Source organism: Sporosarcina sp. Y838 (genome assembly GCF_056786515.1).
This window is the reverse complement of sequence record NZ_JBXCJD010000005.1, coordinates 9447-31184: the sequence shown is the minus strand read 5'-3', so window position 1 is coordinate 31184 and position 21738 is coordinate 9447. Positions and strand designations below refer to the sequence as shown.

The following is a 21738-nucleotide window of genomic DNA, read 5'->3' as shown; positions in this document are numbered from 1 at the left end:
CAGAAATCCCGCTGATTCAAGTTAAGTCTTGGCATAATTGATTAATAAATTAATTTATTGAAATACGAGATCCCTATAATTTGAGGAGTGAAACAATAATGGCGAAAAGCAGATTGATTGTTGTCGGCGGAGGTCTTGCAGGCTTGATGGCAACTATCAAAGCAGCTGAAGATGGCACGCCGGTCGACCTGTTCTCAATTGTTCCGGTTAAACGTTCCCACTCAGTATGTGCGCAAGGTGGCATCAACGGCGCAGTGAATACAAAAGGGGAAGGCGACTCGGTTGATATCCACTTCGATGACTCTGTATATGGAGGAGACTTCCTTGCGAATCAACCCCCTGTACAAGCCATGACGGCCGCAGCACCAGGAATCATTAGTTTGTTAGACCGTATGGGCGTAATGTTCAACCGGACACCTGAAGGACTTTTGGATTTCCGACGTTTCGGAGGTACAATGCACCACCGTACGGCATTTGCAGGAGCGACAACAGGACAACAGCTTCTATATGCACTTGACGAGCAAGTTAGACGTTTTGAAGTCGATGGGCTTGTTCAAAAGTATGAACACTGGGAATTCTTAGGTGTTGTACTTGACGAAGAAGGCGTTTGTCGCGGTATCAAAGCACAAAACATGAAAACAATGGAAATTAAAGCGTTTAAAGGCGATGCAGTAATTATGGCAACAGGTGGACCCGGTATCATTTTCGGGAAAACGACAAACTCTGTCATTAATACAGGTTCTGCTGCTTCCATCGTTTATCAACAAGGAGCACAATATGCAAACGGTGAGTTCATTCAAATTCACCCGACAGCGATTCCAGGAGACGACAAACTCCGACTTATGAGTGAATCTGCACGTGGTGAAGGCGGTCGTATCTGGACTTATAAAGACGGAAAACCTTGGTACTTCCTCGAAGAAAAATATCCAGATTACGGTAACCTTGTACCTCGAGATATTGCAACCCGTGAAATTTTCGACGTTTGTGTTAATCAAAAACTTGGTATTAACGGCGAAAACATGGTGTACTTGGACCTTTCCCATAAGGATCCGAAAGAACTCGATATCAAGCTCGGCGGAATTATTGAAATATACGAGAAATTTACAGGCGACGATCCGCGTAAACTTCCGATGAAAATCTTCCCAGCAGTCCACTATTCGATGGGCGGGTTATGGGTCGATTATGATCAGCAAACAAGTATTCCAGGCCTATTTGCAGCAGGAGAAGTTGATTATTCGCAGCATGGTGCAAACCGTCTTGGCGCAAACTCACTCCTTTCAGCAATATACGGTGGAATGGTCGCAGGACCGAATGCTATCAATTATATGAAGCACTTAAAACGATCTGTAGTGGATCTCCCTTCAACAATCTTCGACGAGGCAGAAAAAGAAGAGCAACAGAAGTGGGATGACACACTTAAAATGAACGGTACTGAAAATGCGTATATCCTTCATAAAGAGCTTGGAGAATGGATGACAGATAACGTTACAGTGGTACGCCACAATGACAAGCTTCAAGCTACGGATGATAAGATCGTAGAGCTTCTGGAACGTTATGAAAACATAAACATTATCGATACGCAAAAGTGGTCTAACCAAGGCGCAACATTTACGCGTCAGCTGAAAAACATGCTATACTTAGCTCGAGTCATCACACTTGGAGCGCTGAATCGTAATGAAAGCCGTGGAGCCCATTACAAACCAGAATTCCCAAATCGTGATGATGAGAACTTCCTGAAAACGACGATGGCGAAATTCGATGGACATTCTGCACCAATCTTCCATTACGAAGAAGTCGATGTTTCCTTGATTCCGCCACGTACACGCGATTACTCCGCGAAGAAAGGAGATTGACATAATTGAGCGAGAACAATACAGCCGTACCGGAACGCGAACAGCAAACAGCTAAGAAAACAGTCCGTTTTGAAATTCAACGCCAGGATACAGCTGATTCGCAACCATATATGGAAAGTTTTGAAGTAGAATATAGACCGAATATGAACGTTATTTCAGCGTTAATGGAAATTCGTCGTAATCCGGTCAATGCAGAAGGTAAGAACACTACACCAGTTAACTGGGAAATGAGTTGTCTAGAAGAGGTTTGTGGCGCATGTTCGATGGTTATTAACGGACGTCCACGTCAATCTTGTACAGCACTTGTGGACCAATTTACACAACCCATTAAACTTGAACCTATGAAAACATTCCCTGTTGTTCGCGACTTGATTGTTGATAGAGAATTCATGTTTGATTCTTTGAAAAAAATAAAAGCTTGGATTCCGATTGATGGAACTTATGACTTAGGTGAAGGACCACGTATGCCTGAGCGTAAGCGTCAATGGGCATATGAGCTTTCTAAATGTATGACATGTGGTGTATGCCTTGAAGCATGCCCGAACGTCAATGACAATACAAACTTTATGGGACCTGCACTTCTTTCACAAGTCCGTCTGTTCAATTCGCATCCCACAGGTGCAATGAACAAAGACGAGCGTCTAGCTACACTTATGACTGATGGTGGTATTGGAGAATGCGGTAACTCACAAAACTGTGTAGTTGCATGTCCAAAAGGAATTCCTCTTACGACTTCGATTGCTGCAATGAACCGCGCAACGAATGTTCAAATGTTTAAAAACTTCTTTGGAAGTGACCATATGGTAGACTGATTTCAGTCTAATGCTCCGCTAGGCAAGTGCCTAGCGGGGTTTTTTCTTTTTATCCCAAAGCTTCATTTATGTGGGGGAATTTGATAGAATAGAAGAATGAGTATTCATTCATTTTAAACGAGAAGGGGTTTTTACAGATGAAAGCTGCTTACATAGCGGAATTAACGGAATGGACTTCTGATTTCAAATTCTCCGTTCCGGTTTCTGTCAGATTTTCAGAGACGGATATGTATGGTCATTTAAATAATACAATCCCATTTGTTTATTTTGAACACGCAAGAATTGAATATCTAAAGGAAATTAAGTTGATGAATAATTGGCTTGATCCAGTGGGCGAGACGTTTCCAGTTGTTGCAGACCTGCAATGTGATTTTGTGAAACAAGTATTTTTTGATGAACAGCTTACAATTTTCGTGAAAGCTGCATCCATTGGTAACAGTTCTATAGATATCCATTACATGGCGAAAAATAGTAAAGGGGATATCGTTTTCACAGGACGAGGTTCGATGGTCCAAATTAGCAGAAAAACAGGCAAAGGTGTTCCATGGACTGCTAAAGAAAAATTGCTATTTGACTATTAATTAATCAAGTAGCCGGCACAGCCCGCTCCTTCTTCACATATTTTAAAGTGAAAGTGGATAGGAGGGCGCGTCTTGATAGAAAACTCTAAAAACCGTTCTTTGCTTACCGCTAGAGAACGGGAAATATTCAATCTGCTCGTTGATGATCAAACGACAAAAGATATCGCAGGGCGGCTCGGAATCAGCGAAAAGACTGTTCGGAACCATATTTCGAACACGATTCAAAAGCTCGGTGTTTCCGGTAGAGCGCAGGCGGTAATCGAATTATTGCGTTTGGGTGAATTACAGTTGCGTTAAAAGGGTATTCATAACCAAAGACAATAAGAACCTATTTGTCGAAATGCGTATTTAAATTTTGCGCAATTATGTAATGACGGACCTTAAGAATAGCTGTTTGACCTGCATCATGCAGAATTCAAACGGCTATTCTTTTAGTGTTTTTTACCATCACTTTAAAAGGTATTGCCTTACGCGCGAAAAAGGGAGACAATGAGTAGACAGGAATCGTTCTCAGGGGGCTGGTCTATTTGATGGAAAACACCTCACCAAACAATGAATATACAGAAGAAGTAGCGCATATGGAGAAAGAATTGCGGTATGTTGCTGCGATTATTAAACAGCAAGGACGTAGAATCCTTAGCAACTACACAATTACCCCGCCGCAATTTGTTGCATTGCAGTGGCTTTTTGAACATGGAGATATGACAATCGGAGATCTTTCGAACAAAATGTTCCTTGCTTTTAGCACTACGACAGATTTGGTTGATCGAATGGAAAAGAACTCCCTTGTAAAAAGAGTTCGTGATACAACCGATCGCCGAGTTGTACGAATTCACTTGCTAAGCGAAGGTGAGAGGGTAATTGAAGAAGTGATTGATAAGCGACGTCATTATTTGAATTCAGTGCTGACAGATTTCGATGAAAAGGAAGTAAAAGTTTTCTCTGATCTGCTGACTAAACTACACCAAGAGATGAAAAAGGATTGAGGGATTACAGTGGAAGCACCAATCGGAGTAATCGATTCCGGCGTCGGCGGATTGACCGTAGTAAAAGAAATTCTTAAACGGCTACCGAATGAACCAATCGTCTACATAGGAGATGATGCACGTTGTCCATATGGGCCACGTCCAACTCAAGAAGTCCAGGTCTTTACAATGGAGATGGCAACGGCGCTGTCGAAAATGGGCATTAAAATGCTTGTAATAGCCTGTAATACAGCCACAGCAGTTGCTCTCGATGAAATACGGGCAAATTTTCCTTTCCCGGTCATTGGTGTGATTGCTCCTGGTGCGCGAGCTGCGGTTAATGCTTCAGAAACCCAAAAAATCGCCGTACTAGGAACTACGGGCACGATTAAAAGTGGAGCCTATGAAAATGCAATTCATGGACTAGCATCGAATGCAATGGTTTATTCACTTGCTTGCCCTGAGTTTGTACCAATTGTCGAAAGTGGTCAATACAACTCGGAAAATGCAGGTGCGATTGTCGAACAAGCACTGCATGGACTTGCAGATATTGACTTTGATGCAGCGATATTGGGCTGTACACATTATCCATTGTTAGAGCACCATATAAAAAAATCGTTACCGGATAATGTGCAAATTATATCGTCCGCGGTGGAAACAGTTTGTGATGTTGAACGAATTCTACTAGCAAATGATATTGAATATACATCTGAATGCGATATAGTGCCAGTTTTTTATACAACCGGTGAATCAGATAGTTTCCGTGCTATTGTCACGGATTGGTTATCGATTGAAAACCCAGACGTTAGACATATCGATTTGTGACGAACCCGGAATGTCCTATTTGGGATTTCCGGGTTTTTGCCTATAGCAAATGGGTTATACTAAGATGAAAACGCAAACTTGAAAGATGGAGGCTACACTATATGAGGCATGATGGAAGAGCGGCCGATATGATTAGGCCAGTAATAATAGAGACGGATTATTTAATACACCCAGAAGGCTCTGTTCTAATTACAGTCGGAAATACGAAGGTAATTTGTACAGCTTCAATTGAAGAACGGGTTCCACACTTTTTACGAAATAGCGGAAAAGGCTGGGTAACCGCTGAATACTCAATGTTGCCACGTGCCACAGGACAAAGAACGCAACGCGAAGCATCAAAAGGTAAAATCGGTGGACGTACGATGGAAATTCAACGTTTAATCGGACGCGCTCTGCGTGCTATCATTGATCTCGAGGCGCTAGGGGAACGAACGATATGGATAGACTGTGACGTTATCCAGGCGGATGGTGGTACACGTACAGCCTCGATTACAGGTGCATTTGTCGCTACAGCACTGGCGATATCTAAATTGCATATTGAAAAAGGCTTAGCTAAATTTCCGATTACTGATTACCTTGCAGCAACAAGTGTTGGTAAAACGCTTGAAGGTGAACTTATTCTAGATCTAGACTATATTGAAGATTCGTCAGCCGCTGTTGATATGAACGTTGTTATGACCGGGGCGGGTGCGTTTGTTGAGCTTCAGGGGACAGGGGAAGAGTCAACATTCACACGCGAAGAAATGAATGGTCTTGTGGAACTTGCCGAAACGGGCATCAACCAATTAATAGAAATACAAAAAGAAGCACTCGGTTTAGTTGCTCAGCTAATCAAGACGAAAGATCGAAATGTGTTATGAAGGAAGTCTTAATCGCTACAAATAATAAAGGCAAAGCAAATGACTTTGAAGCGCTTTTCAAGCCGTTAAAGGTACAAGTTCTTACCCTAAATGATATTGAAGGCAGCATTGATGTTGAAGAGACAGGTATTACGTTCGAAGAAAATGCGATTTTAAAAGCGGAAACAGTGGCACGCTTGCTCGGTAAAGTTGTCATAGCTGACGATAGCGGACTTGAAATTGATTTTCTAGACGGAGCGCCAGGTGTGTACTCCGCTCGATTTGCGGGGCTGGAGAAAAATGATGACGCTAATATAGATAAAGTACTTAATGAGCTAAAAACGGCTTCTGAGGGCGATCGTAGTGCTAGATTCCGCTGTGTGCTCGCGGTGGCTGGACCGGGTTTGAAAACAGAAACATTTTCGGGTAGCTGCGAAGGATTTATCAACACTGAGCGGCAAGGGTCTAATGGTTTCGGTTACGATCCAATCTTTTTTCTGCCGGCATTAAACCGGACGATGGCAGAGTTGTCAGCTGAAGAAAAGAGTGAAATTTCACATCGTGGAGCAGCGCTGGCTCAGTTAAAATCCAAATTACCTCAATATATGTCTATTTTAGGGGATTCATTATGAAAATTATAGTCATGAGTGATTCGCATGGAGATAAGGAAACGGTGAAAGCCGTTTCTGCACTACCCGCGGATGCACTATTTCATTCCGGAGACAGTGAACTATCATTTAATGATCCGGTTTTACATACAATGCATAAGGTCCGTGGAAATTGTGATCATGATGCTAAGTTTCCTATGTCTGTAATTGTCGAGGTGCGAGGTAAAACCGTATTGCTTGTCCATGGTCATGAGCACAACGTAAACCACTCACTGATGAAGCTTTATTATTATGCAAAAGAGTGTGGAGCGGATATAGTTCTGTTTGGTCATTCACACCTTTATGGTGCCGAGCAAAAAGACGGCATTTTGTTCTTGAATCCGGGTAGCACTGTGCAGCCTCGCGGTGGAAAAGTCGCGACGTATGCGGTCGTAGAGTGGAATGAAACAATGCAAATATCCTTTAAAAATATGGTGCATGAAACAGTCGATTTCATAGAGTTTAAAAGTATTTAAAAATATTTAAAATTAATGTTGACTTTTGTTTGAAACTTATCTATACTAAAGCTTGTCCTTAAGAAACAAGCAAACACTTAAACGCACGTCTCAGTAGCTCAGCTGGATAGAGCAACGGCCTTCTAAGCCGTCGGTCGGGGGTTCGAATCCCTCCTGGGACATAATTAAAACAGTCACAAACCGTTGATACAATTGGATTTGTGAGAAACTAGGGATTCGGTCAGGGCTTCGGTCACTGGTGCAGAATCCCTTTTTTGTACCCTAACAATTACGTATAATAGGACACGAAACTATCTTCCAATTCAATTGAATGGAGGATTTTTTATTATGACGAAAAAGACAGGATTATTTGATGTGGATTTCACACTGACAACCAAAGAGCTTACCACTTCTATTAAAGGGCTGAAGGCAACTACCGCTCACTACAAGCTCTTCTCGGAAGCTTTAGGAACTATTATCAACCAAATGCAGGTGAGCGGCTATCGCCCTCGTACTATGAAGGATTACGATACAATCCTGCATAACTTTGCAAAGAGTACAGGGATTACCTATTTAGAAGAAGTTACAGTAGATACTATCTACTCGTGGTTAGATTCCATGCAGGTAGTAAATCAAACAAAGTTAACACGTTTAAAGGTTGTGAAGTCGTTCTTAGGTAAGTGCATTAACAATGGTTGGTTGAAAGTGAACTTTTGGCACACTATCAACGTGAAAGTAGATAAAAAGGTGAAGAAGGGTGCTAAACCAAATGATATTGCTATCCTTATTTCATTGATTGATAAAAGTACCTTTATTGGTCTCAGGGATGTTACGGCTATTTTAACTATGTACAAAACGGGTATTCGCATTAATACTTTGGGGCAGCTTGAAGAAAAGCACATTGACTTTGACAATAAAGTGCTTGTTCTAAATGGAGCGATATTGAAAAATCACCAACTACTTAAATTGCCGCTCAATGACCAACTTATACAACTTTATCGGGTGCTAATCAAACAGAATATAAAAGTAAGAGAATATTACGGGGAAAGCAATACCAATATATTCATTTCAACAAAGGGGACATCGTTAAATACGAAATCAACAAACAATGCAATCTCAAAGCAGCTAACTAAATATGCGAAACGGTTTGAATTAGAAAACATCAATGCTCACGCTATTAGAAGAGCCTACGCAAAGAATTTACATGATAATGGAGCAAGTATAGCCCTTATCAGCAAAGCTCTAGGACATAGCGATTTAGCCGTGACAACACAGTATTTAGATTTAGATGTGGAAGAGGTCGCATCTGATTTAAGGGAATACCTATAACAATAATAAATTATAAAGCTGCAGTAATAGTGGGACTAATAAAAAGTAATATGCATCTACAACGCTTAAATTTAAGGAATCCATTCTTTTATTAGATTGGGTTCTTTTTTATTCTCTGCAAGATGAGGGGCCTTGTGGATAAAGATAATACTTTTAATACGGATGCATTATTGTTAGGAATTGGTATAATGGAGCTACCAACGAACTGTGTGGTGGTTATTTCGGAGGGTATTGCGAAAGTGAGAGCTTCCGGAGCATGGTGAATATAGGATTGTTACGCATGCGGGTAAGATTAAGCGGATGCGGAGGGAAGAAGGTGAGGAATTCTGATTAAGATCATAAAATAAAACTTTAATAAAATTAAAAGGAGAGATGGCTATATGATAAAACACATTAAAATAGAAAGATTATTCAATAAAGAAGATTCGAATGAAGTAATATTGAATAATAATTTATTTATTGTGACTGGGGATAACGGTGCTGGAAAAACAACACTCCTAAACTTAACGTATTTTGCTTTGAACGGGGATTTTGAAAACTTTTTTAAAGTGAAATTTGATAAGATCGAAGTGACTTTTAGCAAAAATAAGTTGAATTTGGATAGTTTAGTTATTACGAAGAAACAAAAAAAAATAATAGCCACCTACTATTTCGAAAATAATGTTGTTGAGATATACACAAACATCCAATCAATTGGTTATTACTATGAATACAAAAAGTTTAGTAGGCCGTTATCTAACATATATTTTGAAAAAGAAAGCGAACCTCTAATTAAGGAGTCTGATTTGTATTTCGAAGAATCTTTTGTGGAAAATATTGATGTTTTGATTGAAGAAAATAAAGAAATATCATTTATAAATGATATTAGAAAATCAATTTTATATTTCCCTTCTTATCGAAGAATAGATAGTGATTTAGAGAGTTTGAAAAATGAAAAACCAACTTTTAAAATCGAGGACTTTTTGTTAAATAATAAAAACGGAAGCAAAAAAAATAAAGATAGAAGAGTTATAGGGGTAAAAGAAGAAGATATAGAAAAATTATTTAATAAGTATTCCAATGAATTAAGAAATTATAATTCAAAGGGTTTAGATGAATTGTTAAAAACTTTCATTGAAGGAGTAATAAAAAGTCTTTATACAACTAAGAGTATTAGTGAAGAACAAGATGCTGACGGCCAACAGGCCGAACACCTTTTAGATTTAGCTGATAAGTTGGGAATAGACAATATAGATAAAGAGAAGGTGTATGAGTACTACGAAAAATCTAAAGTAACACATAAAGATATTGAATCTTTAAATGAGATTGATACTAAAGTTAAGAAACTGAATAATAATAAAGGTAATAAAACGAGAGGCGAAAAAATACAGAGAATTAATGAGATTACAGAGCAGATGAAATTATTGAGTAAGTTCGTGCAAGTTTTTGATAAAGATAAAAAGGACGTCAATCGACTTGTGACACTTTATATGAAACATTTACAGGGTCATGAAGAAGAATTAGAAATTTACAATTATTTAAAAGGTGGATTTGCTGAGTTTTTTAATAATAAAATAGCAGTGGAAATAAATTTGAAAGATTATACTGTTTCAATGTCGAAAAAATATTCAACTCTTTCTACTGGACAGAAACAAATGGTAACTTTCTTAACTTACAGTGCACTAAACCTTAATGATGATGTTTTTTCGCCACTTATTATTATTGACGAGCCAGAATTATCTTTACATGTTTCCTGGCAATCTAAACTAATAACACAATTGTTGAAAAAAGAAAATACATCGTTGATCATTGCTACGCATTCGCCATATGTAGCTAAAACAAAGTATTCAAATAGCACGTATCAAATAGGTGATATTGATGAGAGTAACTAGAGGTTCAGCGATTTTACAGACCATGGATTCAATTATTTCAGCGAAAAATCAGTTTGGGGTTTGGGATGATAATCCAACATTGATAGTGGAAGGGAAAGATGATGCTACCTTAATAAGAATATATTATTATATAAAGGGAAAAGGATTACCGTTCGATGTGATTTTACCTTCGGATGAAGAAGGTGATAGGGATGGGAAAAACAAGGTGTTTGAAGTATTCGACAAATATAAAGAGGATTTTAATAAATTAATTTGTTTAGTTGATCGCGATTACGACTTCATTTTAAGTGAAAATAGAAACGACACAAAAATATATTACTATGATTTTTTTGAACTGGAGAATTATATTTTTGAAGATAAGATTTTAAAAACCCTATTTATACGATATCTCGGCTGTGATACTCAAATAGAGCACGATTTATTGGAAAGAGAATTAGAAGATTCAATGGAAATATTCCATCTATACTTCCATCTCTGTTATTTTAGAGAATTACATTTTAGAAGAAGTGTCAGCAATTACTTGGATATTGCTCAATTAAAAAAATTAACTTCACTGTTAAAAATAAAGCCTGAATCAATATTAAATAACCACAAATATAAGAATCTGTGTAATAAGTCGAAGATAGTGACTTACTTTAACGAGGAGTTAGAGAGTGTAGACCTAAGTTTGGATAAAATCTATGAATCAATGGGTTACGTACATGACGAAGTTGCTACTGATATAGATGATTCGGAGCCCCTTGCGTTCTTTAAGTACTTAATTAGTGGTAAACAAATATTATCCTCCTTGGAGCATCTTATGAAATCCTTTGAAAATGGAACTTACGATAAGAATGGGCATAAACTGAGTTTAGAAAATTCTTTAAAAACAGAATGGATTCCTAATCAGTCTGATAAATTAGAGCAACTATTGAATTCGATTGAGCAGCAATTCATTACATAGTCCCCCTGGCCAACCAGAGGACAACGATTGATTACAGCATTCCGCTGTGTCATTTGTTGTCCTCTTTTTTGTTGCCTTTTAATGATTACAACTTTCGTACCTTAATAGCGAGAATTTCACAACCAGGAGGAGATTTCATGTTGAGTTGGGTAGATAAAATGATTCCGGAGTATATCGAGGGCAGGCAGGAAATGAAGGAACGCGCGGATCAAGTAGACAGAAGCAACCCGATTGAAATGAATGATTTAAAGCAGTTCAACAGCATGATTGATAGTATGACTTATTCGCTTGAATGGATGACTACTGGACGGCAACCAGGAACATTTCGAGGGGTAGATGAAAAGGCAGTTTATCAGAGGCGTTCATATGAAAACATTGATTTGATTCCGGATATTAAAAGGGAATTACGTGAAGTAAATGATATTAATAAAAAGCAGTTATATATGACGAGGGAAGAGAAGATTATTTTGGCGGATATACTTGCTTCATTTTCACTCAGAGAAAGGCAATGCTATATTTTGCACGAAGCGCAGAGAATGAGTATGAGTGAGATAGCGGAAGAGTTAGAAGTAAGTAAGAGTGCAGTGCAAATATATATAAATAGAGCAAAGAAAAAAATATCTGACAGAACGAAATAGTGATTCGTCCTCTTTATTCTTTTTATTGTTGTTATACGCTTGATATACGAAGTCTGCATATATGAAGGGGAGAATTAAGGATGCGTTCGAGCGTCCAAACATGTCAGTTCCCCCATATAGGACGAGTCGTGAACTCGTTAATCCAAGTGTTTGACGGGTTAACACAACGTGTGGGTAACCGGCTTGTTCTTGATACGAAGGAAACACCTGATAAAATCGTGGAACGTTTTATTGGGTGTTTCTTATACATAGTTAGAGGGTTTCTACCTTATTTGGCGAATGTTGTCAGTGAGGGGGTGGAAAAATGGAATCGGAAATTAAACATACTGAGGTAACTATTGAACAATCTGATTTAGTTTTCAGTTTTTTGCAAGCTTTATTTGGTGATAGCGTTGATGAATATTGGGATATCATTAGTAAAGTGGATCAAGCTCGTGTTTATGGAATGTATAGGTCAGCGATTACAACGGGTGCGATTGGTGAAGATTGTGCTTTTCAAGATTATGTTAAAGAAGAGTTTATGATCCCGCATAGGGAGCGATATGAAGAAGTAAAAGTGAATCCCGGGATTGCTACTCACCTTAGGTACACAGACGAAGGAGAACCACAAATTTATGTGCTAAAGAACGTTATAGTCAAGCGACAATATATAACAGCTGTTCAAGAGAAAGTATTTCCTGTTTCACTAACAGTTGATGCAAATGTTGATAAAGATGCTGTGACTTTTGTGTGGAAAGTTAGAATGTATCTTGATCAAGATTATAAAAACATGTAAAGCATCGCTCTGGGTGATTTTTCTATTCTTGAAAGATTATTTTAATTCCGATTTTTTGTGTCGAGGTAAATGTTAAGGGGTGATTTATATGGAGGTTCCAAAATCGGTTGAGGAACATTTAAAGGTGTTACAGGGAATAAATGATGGATATGAACTTAGTAAAATAATCTTCCAAAATGATGAATTGATATTTGAGACTAATACATTGTCGTTTTGGACAATAAAAAAAGAAGATAATCTTGTTCATGTATCGCCTAAAAATGGTATTGCAAATTTTAATGTCAGAACAATTAAGAATGGGCTTGAGCAAGAGTTCGATATACCAGTGATTCCTAAAAGTATAGCAAATAAATTTAGAAGTCGAGATCTTAATTATATCATCGCTGAATGTTTCAACATAGATCAATTTAAGCCTGAGGGTGATTTGACAGAGGAAGAAAAGATAAAGTACTTTGACCTGTCTGAAATATACTTAACGTTCATTGGTGAGAATGCTCGCGAAATCTTGGAAGAAATTGACCCAAGTCAAATTGATTCAATTGCTAGTGCGGATTTATTGTACGAGTTATTAAAGAGTAGCTTACTAAAATTTGGTGGCAATCAAACAGCTTTAGACGAAATCATGAAGCTTATAAAGGAATATGAAGACATGAACAAAGCTGATGAATTTAACAGGAGTAAATTAGGGTTAATTCTAGATGGAGCGGAGAAGATAGCCGTTAAATATATTATTAATTAATATAAGCGCCCATTGTGGTGCTTTTTCTATGTCCAAAAATAACGGAGGTGGACGGTGATGTGATGTGCCAAACTGGAATGAAATTCAGAGGAGTGGGAAACCACAAAAATAACACTTACTGCATTAGCTGATAAGCATGATGTTAAACTCGGTACGTTGAGTAGGAAAAGTCGTGAAGCTTGGGTTAGTAGCCGTCTATGAAGGATGCAACCAAAAACAAAAGGATGCAAAAAAGATGCAACCAAAAGAAGTCTTTGTAGAGTCGGATGATTTAACCGATAAGCAGAGGCTTTTTTGTATTTAGAAGTTAGAAGCATTGGACGTCAATTAAATAAAGCGTGATGATAGATATAACAAAAAAATATATAAATAATGAATAAAAAAATTATATTGAATTATTGAAAGAAAAAGGCGTTTAACGTAGCAATAACCTAGGGTGCAAGGCAGATGTTTTAAACTGTAGAATTCTAATAACATATCTATTTGCCCTATATATAATACAAAGCATAGCGTTTGTAATTTTATTTTTAAAAATATATATGAGTTTGTCCTTTATTATAGGTAGTGCAAATACATATGTTATTAGATTTTCGTTAAGTCGATGGGGTGTTTAATAGGGTGTTTAGTATATAGATTAAATACTTGAAGTGGTTACAAACGGATTAAGTTGAATTGTATCTGGATAATACATTGAGTGTTTTCTTAGGATTAATAGATGATTTAAGGATAGGTGGTATGACAGCACTGTCACAATCCACAGAAGAAAGACAAGAAGAAATCAGAGACTGGATCAAACAATCATTTGTAGAGGTTCTACAGTCTAAAAGTTAATCTTCAGAACTAATAGCCTACCACCTTAGGATGCCAATTAGGTATCCTTTTTCATTTGCCATTTTAGTCTCCCATATCTATACACTCTCACAGACCTATCACAGCTCGATTCTATCGACTCTACTTAAATATGAATACAGTTCAGCGCACTAACCCCATTGAACTTAATCAACGACTCAACGAATGGCAGGGCAAGCTATTTAGAGATAAGAAAACGATTGAAATATATATTTATGGATCAGACAAAAAAATCAAATAGTTGTTGATATTTTTGGGCTTTGTCGTGATAGTAAGTAGTGTAAGGGAACCATTAATTGGAAGGTTGTTCTTCGTGGATTTTTATGTGAGATATCAGTTGAAAAATTCAGTTAGAAGGCTGCAATAATCCTGATTTAACCATGCTCACAGCTTGATTCCATCGCGTTAATCAACGACTCAACGAATGTCCGGACAAGCTATTTTTGAGATAGGAAAACGATTGAAACATATATTTTTAGGGTGGATCACATAAAAAACCAATAGTAAATCATAACAAAAACAAAAATATTCCGCCGTTTTCGGTTCTTGCCAAGATAATAAGTAGTGTAGTGGTTAAACCATAAGTTGGAATTGGCATCTTCACAGAATTTTTATTTGAGATATCAGTTGAAAAATTCAGCAAGAAGAAGGGGAGTTATATGGCTATCAACTCACTAAGCTTCATGAGAATGACTACAAGAATCCCGATTCAATCAGTTTAACAATAATTTAAACTATCGAGGATTATGAAGGAAGGAGAATCTGCATGAAAAGCAATTCAGAGTCACCAACATAAAACGATTTCTTTTTTTGCTATACAGTTGCTATCGGCGACTTCCTAAAAGGAAAAGGATGGGAATAGATTAACCCTCTATGCAAAGAATGAGAAGTTACGGGAAGCGGACGAATACCGTCAATTAAATAAACCGTAACGCCAATATTAAATCAAATCAAAATGAGAATGGGGTCACTAAAATGAGCTACGATGAAATCAATAATCTTATCCATTATGATGAACGGCACGAATCCAAGTTGTACATGCCAAATGAAATATTCACGGATCTAAAAAGCAACATCAAGAAAACACCTCATATTGCCTTTGCTTACGCATATACGTATTTTGTAACGTGGCTCTACAGATATACCAAGCACTTTGTCGGTGGGGGGGCAATTGATAATGCGAAAATAAAAGAGGTTTTGGGGTATAATCCAAAAACACAAACTCTTGACTATCTTATTAAGAAGAATGGTTTGCTGGATGAATTAGACTACCTAACATCCACAAGGGACATTCCTGTAGGTTGGAGTTATTCGGGGTTAGATTATGAGTTGCTAGAGTTTACGATGCTATCCGAGTTTAAAGAATTCGAAAGCTATTTCCCTAAAGTCTCGAAACGCTTTTTCATCAAATACCCAAACAAGGCATTCTACAGACCAATTTTAGATGACGAAGGTTTCGGAGAAGAGGGGACGTTTTATATAATTGACAATACACATAATATCCCCTTCGAAGTATTCCTTTACTGCATGAGCAACAGTGCTATTGGATGTAGCGGTTTCTATTTATATGCCTACCTAAAACATAAAAATGATATTTTTCCGGATGGGTATAATGTTTCCATTGACGATTTATCTGAGGGGGCTGGGATGATTAGAAGAACACTAATCAAGTATCTAAGTAGTTTGAAAAGCCATAATTTAATTAGCTTTAAGCATAACCAAGAGTTTTTTGCAATTAATATGAGTGCAAAAGATAGAAGAGCAAACACTTATATTACAAATGATTATGATTCCTTCAGTAAAGATCCTGTAGCATATAATAAAATTAGAATTATGAAGAAGGAAGAATACTCTGAGATGTTGAAGACGCAGAGGAAACCTGTAAATAGGTTGGATTTTAAATTGGAAGAATTGCCGTATTAAGTGTAAATCTAATAGTGTACTTATTGGGGGTATATATAATATAGATTTTATTTTAATATATTAAATTACTATCTAAATATATATTGTAATTAAAAATGTGGATACTCTATTAAATGTACCCCCAATAAGTACATTAATAGATAAATGAAAAACAGACAGGAAAATGTCAACGACACTGGCGGACGAACAGTACAACCAAACGACAATGATTGGAGGCGGTACTATGGACAAATTAATCAGTAACCTATGTAGTTTATTGGAACAATGTAAACCCGAGTTAATCGACTTTGACCTGCTAATCGGAGCGTATACCCGTAAAAAAGTAGATGCTGCATCCATCCAATTGATCGAACTTGAACAGGCGGGACTTTTAACATTTGAGCGTGAGGATTACGGCTGGAGAATTATCTTGCATGATCTAAACGCGATAAGAAACTTCCAAGTTGTTGGTAGCAACAGGGTAGCGTTAGATAAATAATTGAATCATTGCCGATGGTAATTCAACAATCCATCATGATTGAAAAAGTTGAGAAGTCACTCTGCCACGGACATCAAAACTAGAAAAGGGGTCGTTTGAATGATAGAAAAGACGAATCGGAATGGAGTACAAGAGCAAATTGCAACGGTAACGAAAGTTTTAATAGAAAACGGTATGGATTTGAAAGATGTAGGGGCGGCATTGACACTATATGCGTCACTAAATCGAGCAAAGGAACGCGCTGGAAAACGGAAAGGTTACGAGGATGTAGAATTTTTACTGGAAAAAAAGCAATCTAAAGCATTGATCCAATTGATTAATGAAGAGCCATCGTTCTGGAGTGACTGGAAATCACAGCAGAAGATTTATGAAGACAATAGATACAACGAAGATTATCGTCCTTCATTAAATCGTCGAGATCCAAAAAAACATTATGAACTAGGAAACTTGTCTATGGTCCCATATCGCCAACACTTGAATGAGCATGCAGTATCAACCGCCCTCGTAACCTTTGACAATGGTCATCTAGGTATTCAAATGAGTGACACCATTAAGACGTTTAGCGAGGGGCTAGGGGCATCATACAAGCAGTTGAAAAGCATCGAGGGACAAGCTATTGAGTTAAACAATGGTTTGCCAGCAATCTATTTTAGAGTCCAACAAATAGCATATGACTCCGAGCAAGCGAAACAATTGAGAGCTAATGCAGAAGCAGGAAGGAAAATCCGGGAAGATTGGGAAAAAAGATTTGTCAAAAGAGATGATGACATATTACAAAAAGTTTAATTTAACCGTCGCCGCTAATAATAAGCAGGTATGAAGTATTGAAAGTAGTCTTATAGGTTAGTATTTTACAGCCTACGCAAACCATAAAGCTGACTTGTTAAGTTTTCCAACGTATAGAGAACATACGGGATCAATGTCAGCGACAATGGAAACTGAACAATATCATGACATGCTAGATGAACAGCACCAACTACTACGACTATGATTGGAGGCGTAACAAAGGACAAGCTAATCAGTTAGCTTATAAAGCTATTGTATGAAGGTAAACCAGAGTTGATCGACTTCGAAGAACTCACAGTGACGTACAGCAAAAAGAAAGTAGATGCAGTATCCATCCAATTAGATGAATTACAACAGGCGGCACTACTAAGCTACAACAGGGAAGAATTCGGATTCAGAATCCATCTGCTGGCCGAATTAAAAAACCCCTCAAGTCGTATCAGCGACTAGGTAGCAATAGAGAAATAAATATAGATGATTGACGAATTATCAGAGCGTACTCCTACCACGGGTACGTTCTTTTCTAATATATTTCATAGCAAGTACAATGGAATGCTTTTTAAACTTAACCTATTTTCAGATATGTATGTTTCATATTCACTGGACATGGAGAAAGTATAATTGGACTAGGAACAGATCCCGCAGTTGTCCATGTTTTCCGAAAGAAGTACATTCAAACTATTAATAAGAACATAACGGAACGCTGATTCTTGTTATGTTGCGAGTTATTAAGCTTCCGAGACAAATCAAATAGGAACCCGTAAAGACGTAAAAATACCGCCATAACGCCGCCTTTTTGTCTTAAAGTATAGCAAGTACCGTATTAGTCAACAATGATCAAATAGTGGGGAAATACCTCCTTTGCTCGTCATCATTCGAGAACTTTACGAGCTATATATTAGAATATGCTTTCCACTTATTTAATCTTAGTTATCGAGAGTCAATGGACTACCATCGAAATCAAGAAAAATAAAACAATTGATTATAGTCATGACTTCGGAAACACTTATTTTTAATGAAAACAGTAATATAAATTACCGTAACCGTAAGACAATCCTGCCAAATCGTGGTTGTTTTTTTAATCCGGTTACCCTACTGTTGTCGTTCGCCTGCTGTTGCGTGTGATGTACGGGGCTACTGAGTGGCTGATATGACACCTCTATTATATGATAGCCACTTATAGATAGGGGATACACCGTGTACCTATCACAGTGCCCTCCAACTTTTGCTTATGTGTTGGCATTTGATAGTTCCCTGTAAAGAATTGATCATAATGAGACCTATGTATATCATTTCATAAGCGAACCTCGTTCATATAGGTGAGTCAATGAGATCCCTTTTTTTGCAGCTACCCGTTTAATTAGATTTATTTCATGGTACATGGCATTAGATAATATTCCATTATCTATGTTTTTGTTAATATGGTAATAAAAACCCGCTAACATTTGAACTGGCATTCTATCGTATAAAGAAACCCCTTTATCATCCAACAATACCTACTCCTTTTAAGTAAGTATACATGCTATTCCGACTATTGTTAAGCGCTTTTGCAAATTATGTCGAATTATTAGTTTAATCGTTTTAAGGAGTGCTATTGCGGAGATTTAAAATATATTTTAGTTCAAGTGTCATAACATTTGTATCTACATTCGGGCATAGAATAATGCTACAAGGAGTGTTGTCGACACCTTTGTCATTTTCTTTTAGCACGTACATCAAAGGGCAATTATCTATTTCGGGGTAATTGTCTTTTTTATTATTCCAGCGAATGTAACATAATAGATAAAAGGATACATGATAAACAGCTTAACAAAGCCATTCCGATGTTGACCTCTTATTCAATGTATGCTGTTATTTAATTAACGCTAAAAGCATACATTAGAAAAGGGGTGGTTGCATTGACGAACACAAATAAAAAAGAAGGCATGATGATAGATGTTCAGCCATTAACGACAGAAAAAGAAATCAAAGAAATGATTGAAGCGTTAAAAATGGGCAAACAGAACGCAAATAGAAATGTACTTCTATTCAAAATCGGAATATCAACCGGGTTACGGGTAGGTGATATTGTAAAATTAAAAGTTTCAGACGTAAAAGGGAAATCTAGTTTCAAAATTCGTGAAGGTAAAACAAAGAAAGAACGTACCGTACACCTTAACGCTATCATGGCAGACATTGCAGATTATACAGAGAACATGAATGGAGAAGGTTACCTATTCCCGTCAAGAAAAGGCGATAGCCATATATCAACTACACAGGCATACAGAATACTTGTTCAAGCAGCCGAACTTATAGGACGTACGGACATTGGATCCCATTCAATGAGAAAGACATTCGGCTATCACTACTATAAGCGGACTCATGATGTAGTAACATTAATGAACATCTTCAACCATTCGGATCAATCAATTACAAAAAGATATATTGGAATTACAGAGGAAGAAGTCGCAGATTCATTGAAAGATTTTCGATTATTCTAATGGGAGGAAGGTGAATATTACGAAGAGGAACCTTATGATAACGGTGATTCCGTAAAGATGTTCGGCAACTATCGCATGATAGTCTACTTCCACAAATATAGTGATTATTACGAGTATAGTCTCCAAAACTTTTTTCAAACATGGTAGCTCGCAGTTCGAATATAATGCGTAACTTATTGGAAGCGCATAAACCCAAAATTGAAGGGATGGAATTGTGTTATTTTTGAGAGGTTTTGCAGCTACAGCTTCTATTATCGTGTCGTTATTAATTTTCCTGAAGGTTTTTAATGCAATTAAAGTGTTTGACGTATATGTGGCATTTTTTATAGCCACTTTACCACCGCTTGTAATAGTTTGGGGATTAGTGTTTCTTCTGGATCGGATAGAAAGGAATTTATAACAGAATGGTTGTAAAATAACAATTTGACTAAAAGGAGCTTTAGGAATGATTGAGATTAAGAAGTCTCATTACAACATTTTGATACTTCTCGCTTTTATAGCCGGGTTTAATATATTTAATTACGCAATAAGCTATAAAGACAATCACAGTGTAGAGAGTAAATTAGACGAGGGATATATGATAGGTATGCAATACGAACAATTTGAAGGGAATGGTTGGAGCGACGGTTTGGATCACGTCGGAGTTGAACCAAGTGCAAATGAGTTGTTAGATATGGCTATAGATTCATACACCGTCAATGATGAACACGGTTGGAATAGTAAGACCAATCCAATTGATGCAGGGTTTCGAAATGGTTATATACAAACCTATATGATGGAATTTATTGAAGGAATTAATAGCAGATAAATCACGATTTTATGGGGAGAAAAAAGAGTTATCTAATAGAAAATAAAAGTAAAAACAACAACTTTTAAACTCCAATGTACAGGCGTTAATGAAAGTTGGCATAGGGGGCTAGTAGGGGGGCTATTAACAAATACATGGGGGCAGTGGTTGTCCATGCAGATGAACCCACGGTTGGATACACACTCTATATAATTAAATGGAACGAGTGAAATCCTAGGTTGCTGTTTATATAATGAAATCGTAACGCGTATATTAAACGAGTTCGGAACCTATTCCTAGATTGCTGCAGAAGTAGAAGCAGATTTCATCAATCGTGGGAATCGAAAGTGGGGCGTGACACTGGATGCGCGGATTACAGAGGTCATAGAAATCTATGAGTCTGGTATGATCGGAATTGAATTGACGTTTGGTGTAGGAGTTGAGTGGGATGAAAGCGGAATATTTTTAAAGATATTTGAGGTGAAATATGAAGAAGGCATACATTGGTCTAGATAAAATTATTATATGAATAGTAAAACTTGAAGAATGGAATAATAATTTGGTGTAAACGCTAAACTAGAGTTAACAGTTTTCCACAAATAGAAATCAACAGAATTCCACAAATAAGATTAAACAGTTCCCCATTTCAATATACTAATAGTAGTCTATTGAAGGTGAGGAATTAGGAGTGAACAGATTTATGAATTATGTGGAAATCCATCGGTTATATAATGAGGGATTCTCAAATTTGTGGAAAACTGTTTAATTCTACTTGACGGTTACATTTGGGGGATAAAACCAAAAATGGAGATGGTTTGATGAGTGAATCTCAAAAAAAGTTGATATAAAAAACTCCAACATCATATTAGGATGTTGGAGTTTTTATTTACAAGCTATTATTTATCTTCATTGCTCACATGCCCAATCGTCCTTATCTCTGTCCATTTTCGATTCATAAGCAGGATGGTCTTTTGCTACACCGCTAGGATACTTTGTTCTTAAATCTGTACAATTTTGAAACGATTCACTCTGAGCTGCAGCAGTTTTGTCAGCAGCAGCTTTGTCAGCAGCAGCTTTGTCAGCAGCAGCTTTGTCAGCAGCAGCTTTGTCAGCAGCAGCTTTGTCAGCAGCAGCTTTGTCAGCAGCAGCTTTGTCAGCAGCAG

Annotated in this window: 27 protein-coding genes and 1 tRNA gene; 25 read left to right on the top strand and 3 right to left on the bottom strand. The window is 37.4% G+C overall.

Annotation, left to right across the window (positions count from 1 at the left end; all coding sequences use genetic code 11):
- Positions 1-98: 98 nt before the first annotated feature.
- The 22 genes from sdhA to AC1TO4_RS08360 all read left to right on the top strand — a co-directional run bounded on the left by sdhA (position 99) and on the right by AC1TO4_RS08360 (position 17758).
- Positions 99-1853 carry a succinate dehydrogenase flavoprotein subunit gene (gene sdhA, locus AC1TO4_RS08465; protein ID WP_482104972.1) on the top strand — a complete coding sequence of 585 codons (1755 nt, stop codon included), beginning with the start codon at positions 99-101 and terminating at the stop codon, positions 1851-1853.
- A gap of 5 nt (positions 1854-1858) precedes the next feature.
- A complete protein-coding gene (gene sdhB / locus AC1TO4_RS08460) occupies positions 1859-2665 on the top strand; it encodes a succinate dehydrogenase iron-sulfur subunit (protein WP_482104971.1) in 807 nt (268 codons plus the stop codon).
- A gap of 137 nt (positions 2666-2802) precedes the next feature.
- Entirely contained in the window at positions 2803-3246 is a 444-nt protein-coding gene (locus AC1TO4_RS08455; protein WP_482099697.1) for an acyl-CoA thioesterase, read from the top strand.
- A 75-nt stretch (positions 3247-3321) separates the two neighbouring features.
- On the top strand, positions 3322-3543 hold the full coding sequence (locus tag AC1TO4_RS08450; RefSeq protein ID WP_482100101.1) for a helix-turn-helix domain-containing protein: 222 nt from the start codon (positions 3322-3324) through the stop codon (positions 3541-3543).
- Between the two features lie 233 nt (positions 3544-3776).
- Positions 3777-4232 carry a MarR family winged helix-turn-helix transcriptional regulator gene (locus AC1TO4_RS08445; RefSeq protein ID WP_482100100.1) on the top strand — a complete coding sequence of 152 codons (456 nt, stop codon included), beginning with the start codon at positions 3777-3779 and terminating at the stop codon, positions 4230-4232.
- Positions 4233-4241: 9 nt separating this feature from the next.
- Entirely contained in the window at positions 4242-5036 is a 795-nt protein-coding gene (racE, locus tag AC1TO4_RS08440) for a glutamate racemase (protein ID WP_482104970.1), read from the top strand.
- A 101-nt stretch (positions 5037-5137) separates the two neighbouring features.
- Positions 5138-5896 carry a ribonuclease PH gene (rph, locus tag AC1TO4_RS08435; RefSeq protein WP_482104969.1) on the top strand — a complete coding sequence of 253 codons (759 nt, stop codon included), beginning with the start codon at positions 5138-5140 and terminating at the stop codon, positions 5894-5896.
- Positions 5893-6507: an XTP/dITP diphosphatase gene (locus AC1TO4_RS08430; protein ID WP_482104968.1), complete on the top strand. Its 615-nt coding sequence runs from the start codon at positions 5893-5895 to the stop codon at positions 6505-6507. Before rph ends, AC1TO4_RS08430 begins: the two co-directional genes overlap by 4 nt.
- On the top strand, positions 6504-6998 hold the full coding sequence (locus AC1TO4_RS08425) for a metallophosphoesterase (RefSeq protein WP_482104967.1): 495 nt from the start codon (positions 6504-6506) through the stop codon (positions 6996-6998). Before AC1TO4_RS08430 ends, AC1TO4_RS08425 begins: the two co-directional genes overlap by 4 nt.
- Before the next feature lie 87 nt (positions 6999-7085).
- Positions 7086-7159, top strand: a tRNA-Arg gene (locus AC1TO4_RS08420).
- A gap of 166 nt (positions 7160-7325) precedes the next feature.
- Positions 7326-8306 carry a tyrosine-type recombinase/integrase gene (locus tag AC1TO4_RS08415; RefSeq protein ID WP_482104966.1) on the top strand — a complete coding sequence of 327 codons (981 nt, stop codon included), beginning with the start codon at positions 7326-7328 and terminating at the stop codon, positions 8304-8306.
- Between the two features lie 270 nt (positions 8307-8576).
- Positions 8577-8636 carry a hypothetical protein gene (locus tag AC1TO4_RS08410; protein ID WP_482105160.1) on the top strand — a complete coding sequence of 20 codons (60 nt, stop codon included), beginning with the start codon at positions 8577-8579 and terminating at the stop codon, positions 8634-8636.
- A 50-nt stretch (positions 8637-8686) separates the two neighbouring features.
- Positions 8687-10177 (top strand): AAA family ATPase, encoded by a 1491-nt coding sequence (locus AC1TO4_RS08405; protein WP_482104965.1) that lies wholly within the window; start codon positions 8687-8689, stop codon positions 10175-10177.
- The gene (locus tag AC1TO4_RS08400) at positions 10164-11120 is read left to right on the top strand and encodes a hypothetical protein (protein WP_482104964.1); all 957 of its coding nucleotides are present in this window, start codon (positions 10164-10166) and stop codon (positions 11118-11120) included. The genes AC1TO4_RS08405 and AC1TO4_RS08400 overlap by 14 nt, the downstream gene beginning before the upstream one ends.
- 137 nt (positions 11121-11257) lie before the next feature.
- Positions 11258-11758: a sigma-70 family RNA polymerase sigma factor gene (locus AC1TO4_RS08395; protein ID WP_482104963.1), complete on the top strand. Its 501-nt coding sequence runs from the start codon at positions 11258-11260 to the stop codon at positions 11756-11758.
- Between the two features lie 304 nt (positions 11759-12062).
- On the top strand, positions 12063-12533 hold the full coding sequence (locus tag AC1TO4_RS08390) for a hypothetical protein (protein WP_482104962.1): 471 nt from the start codon (positions 12063-12065) through the stop codon (positions 12531-12533).
- Positions 12534-12621: 88 nt separating this feature from the next.
- A complete protein-coding gene (locus AC1TO4_RS08385; protein WP_482104961.1) occupies positions 12622-13272 on the top strand; it encodes a hypothetical protein in 651 nt (216 codons plus the stop codon).
- Between the two features lie 172 nt (positions 13273-13444).
- On the top strand, positions 13445-13576 hold the full coding sequence (locus AC1TO4_RS08380; RefSeq protein WP_482104960.1) for a hypothetical protein: 132 nt from the start codon (positions 13445-13447) through the stop codon (positions 13574-13576).
- Between the two features lie 1520 nt (positions 13577-15096).
- Complete coding sequence (locus tag AC1TO4_RS08375; protein ID WP_482104959.1) at positions 15097-16044, top strand: hypothetical protein; 948 nt, start codon at positions 15097-15099, stop codon at positions 16042-16044.
- Between the two features lie 163 nt (positions 16045-16207).
- Positions 16208-16522, top strand: a complete 315-nt coding sequence (locus AC1TO4_RS08370) for a hypothetical protein (RefSeq protein ID WP_482104958.1) — start codon at positions 16208-16210, stop codon at positions 16520-16522.
- A gap of 99 nt (positions 16523-16621) precedes the next feature.
- On the top strand, positions 16622-17308 hold the full coding sequence (locus AC1TO4_RS08365; protein ID WP_482104957.1) for a hypothetical protein: 687 nt from the start codon (positions 16622-16624) through the stop codon (positions 17306-17308).
- A gap of 297 nt (positions 17309-17605) precedes the next feature.
- Positions 17606-17758, top strand: a complete 153-nt coding sequence (locus AC1TO4_RS08360; RefSeq protein ID WP_482104956.1) for a hypothetical protein — start codon at positions 17606-17608, stop codon at positions 17756-17758.
- 839 nt (positions 17759-18597) lie between these two features.
- On the opposite strand, the gene AC1TO4_RS08355 is transcribed toward AC1TO4_RS08360, so the two are convergent.
- The gene (locus AC1TO4_RS08355) at positions 18598-18798 is read right to left on the bottom strand and encodes a hypothetical protein (RefSeq protein WP_482104955.1); all 201 of its coding nucleotides are present in this window, start codon (positions 18796-18798) and stop codon (positions 18598-18600) included.
- Between the two features lie 408 nt (positions 18799-19206).
- On the opposite strand from AC1TO4_RS08355, the gene AC1TO4_RS08350 reads away from it, so the two are divergent.
- Positions 19207-19788 carry a tyrosine-type recombinase/integrase gene (locus AC1TO4_RS08350; RefSeq protein ID WP_482104954.1) on the top strand — a complete coding sequence of 194 codons (582 nt, stop codon included), beginning with the start codon at positions 19207-19209 and terminating at the stop codon, positions 19786-19788.
- Here the strand turns inward: AC1TO4_RS08350 and AC1TO4_RS08345 are convergent.
- On the bottom strand, positions 19780-20121 hold the full coding sequence (locus tag AC1TO4_RS08345; protein WP_482104953.1) for a hypothetical protein: 342 nt from the start codon (positions 20119-20121) through the stop codon (positions 19780-19782). The genes AC1TO4_RS08350 and AC1TO4_RS08345 overlap by 9 nt on opposite strands.
- Positions 20122-20233: 112 nt before the next feature.
- On the opposite strand from AC1TO4_RS08345, the gene AC1TO4_RS08340 reads away from it, so the two are divergent.
- Both AC1TO4_RS08340 and AC1TO4_RS08335 read left to right on the top strand, forming a co-directional pair.
- Positions 20234-20596, top strand: a complete 363-nt coding sequence (locus tag AC1TO4_RS08340) for a hypothetical protein (RefSeq protein WP_482104952.1) — start codon at positions 20234-20236, stop codon at positions 20594-20596.
- 333 nt (positions 20597-20929) lie between these two features.
- Positions 20930-21091: a hypothetical protein gene (locus tag AC1TO4_RS08335; protein WP_482104951.1), complete on the top strand. Its 162-nt coding sequence runs from the start codon at positions 20930-20932 to the stop codon at positions 21089-21091.
- A gap of 390 nt (positions 21092-21481) precedes the next feature.
- Here the strand turns inward: AC1TO4_RS08335 and AC1TO4_RS08330 are convergent.
- Positions 21482-21738 (bottom strand): excalibur calcium-binding domain-containing protein (locus tag AC1TO4_RS08330; RefSeq protein ID WP_482104950.1); only part of this gene is annotated, 257 nt, incomplete at its 5' end.

Coding starts and splice junctions, on each gene's coding strand:
- AC1TO4_RS08395 (WP_482104963.1), top strand. CDS start 11,258: ATGTTGAGTTGGGTAGATAAAATGATTCCGGAGTATATCGAGGGCAGG.
- AC1TO4_RS08365 (WP_482104957.1), top strand. CDS start 16,622: ATGATAGAAAAGACGAATCGGAATGGAGTACAAGAGCAAATTGCAACG.
- sdhA (WP_482104972.1), top strand. CDS start 99: ATGGCGAAAAGCAGATTGATTGTTGTCGGCGGAGGTCTTGCAGGCTTG.
- AC1TO4_RS08385 (WP_482104961.1), top strand. CDS start 12,622: ATGGAGGTTCCAAAATCGGTTGAGGAACATTTAAAGGTGTTACAGGGA.
- AC1TO4_RS08445 (WP_482100100.1), top strand. CDS start 3,777: ATGGAAAACACCTCACCAAACAATGAATATACAGAAGAAGTAGCGCAT.
- AC1TO4_RS08405 (WP_482104965.1), top strand. CDS start 8,687: ATGATAAAACACATTAAAATAGAAAGATTATTCAATAAAGAAGATTCG.
- AC1TO4_RS08415 (WP_482104966.1), top strand. CDS start 7,326: ATGACGAAAAAGACAGGATTATTTGATGTGGATTTCACACTGACAACC.
- AC1TO4_RS08370 (WP_482104958.1), top strand. CDS start 16,208: ATGTCAACGACACTGGCGGACGAACAGTACAACCAAACGACAATGATT.
- AC1TO4_RS08425 (WP_482104967.1), top strand. CDS start 6,504: ATGAAAATTATAGTCATGAGTGATTCGCATGGAGATAAGGAAACGGTG.
- AC1TO4_RS08390 (WP_482104962.1), top strand. CDS start 12,063: ATGGAATCGGAAATTAAACATACTGAGGTAACTATTGAACAATCTGAT.
- AC1TO4_RS08400 (WP_482104964.1), top strand. CDS start 10,164: ATGAGAGTAACTAGAGGTTCAGCGATTTTACAGACCATGGATTCAATT.
- rph (WP_482104969.1), top strand. CDS start 5,138: ATGAGGCATGATGGAAGAGCGGCCGATATGATTAGGCCAGTAATAATA.
- AC1TO4_RS08430 (WP_482104968.1), top strand. CDS start 5,893: ATGAAGGAAGTCTTAATCGCTACAAATAATAAAGGCAAAGCAAATGAC.
- AC1TO4_RS08340 (WP_482104952.1), top strand. CDS start 20,234: ATGATTGAGATTAAGAAGTCTCATTACAACATTTTGATACTTCTCGCT.
- AC1TO4_RS08375 (WP_482104959.1), top strand. CDS start 15,097: ATGAGCTACGATGAAATCAATAATCTTATCCATTATGATGAACGGCAC.
- AC1TO4_RS08455 (WP_482099697.1), top strand. CDS start 2,803: ATGAAAGCTGCTTACATAGCGGAATTAACGGAATGGACTTCTGATTTC.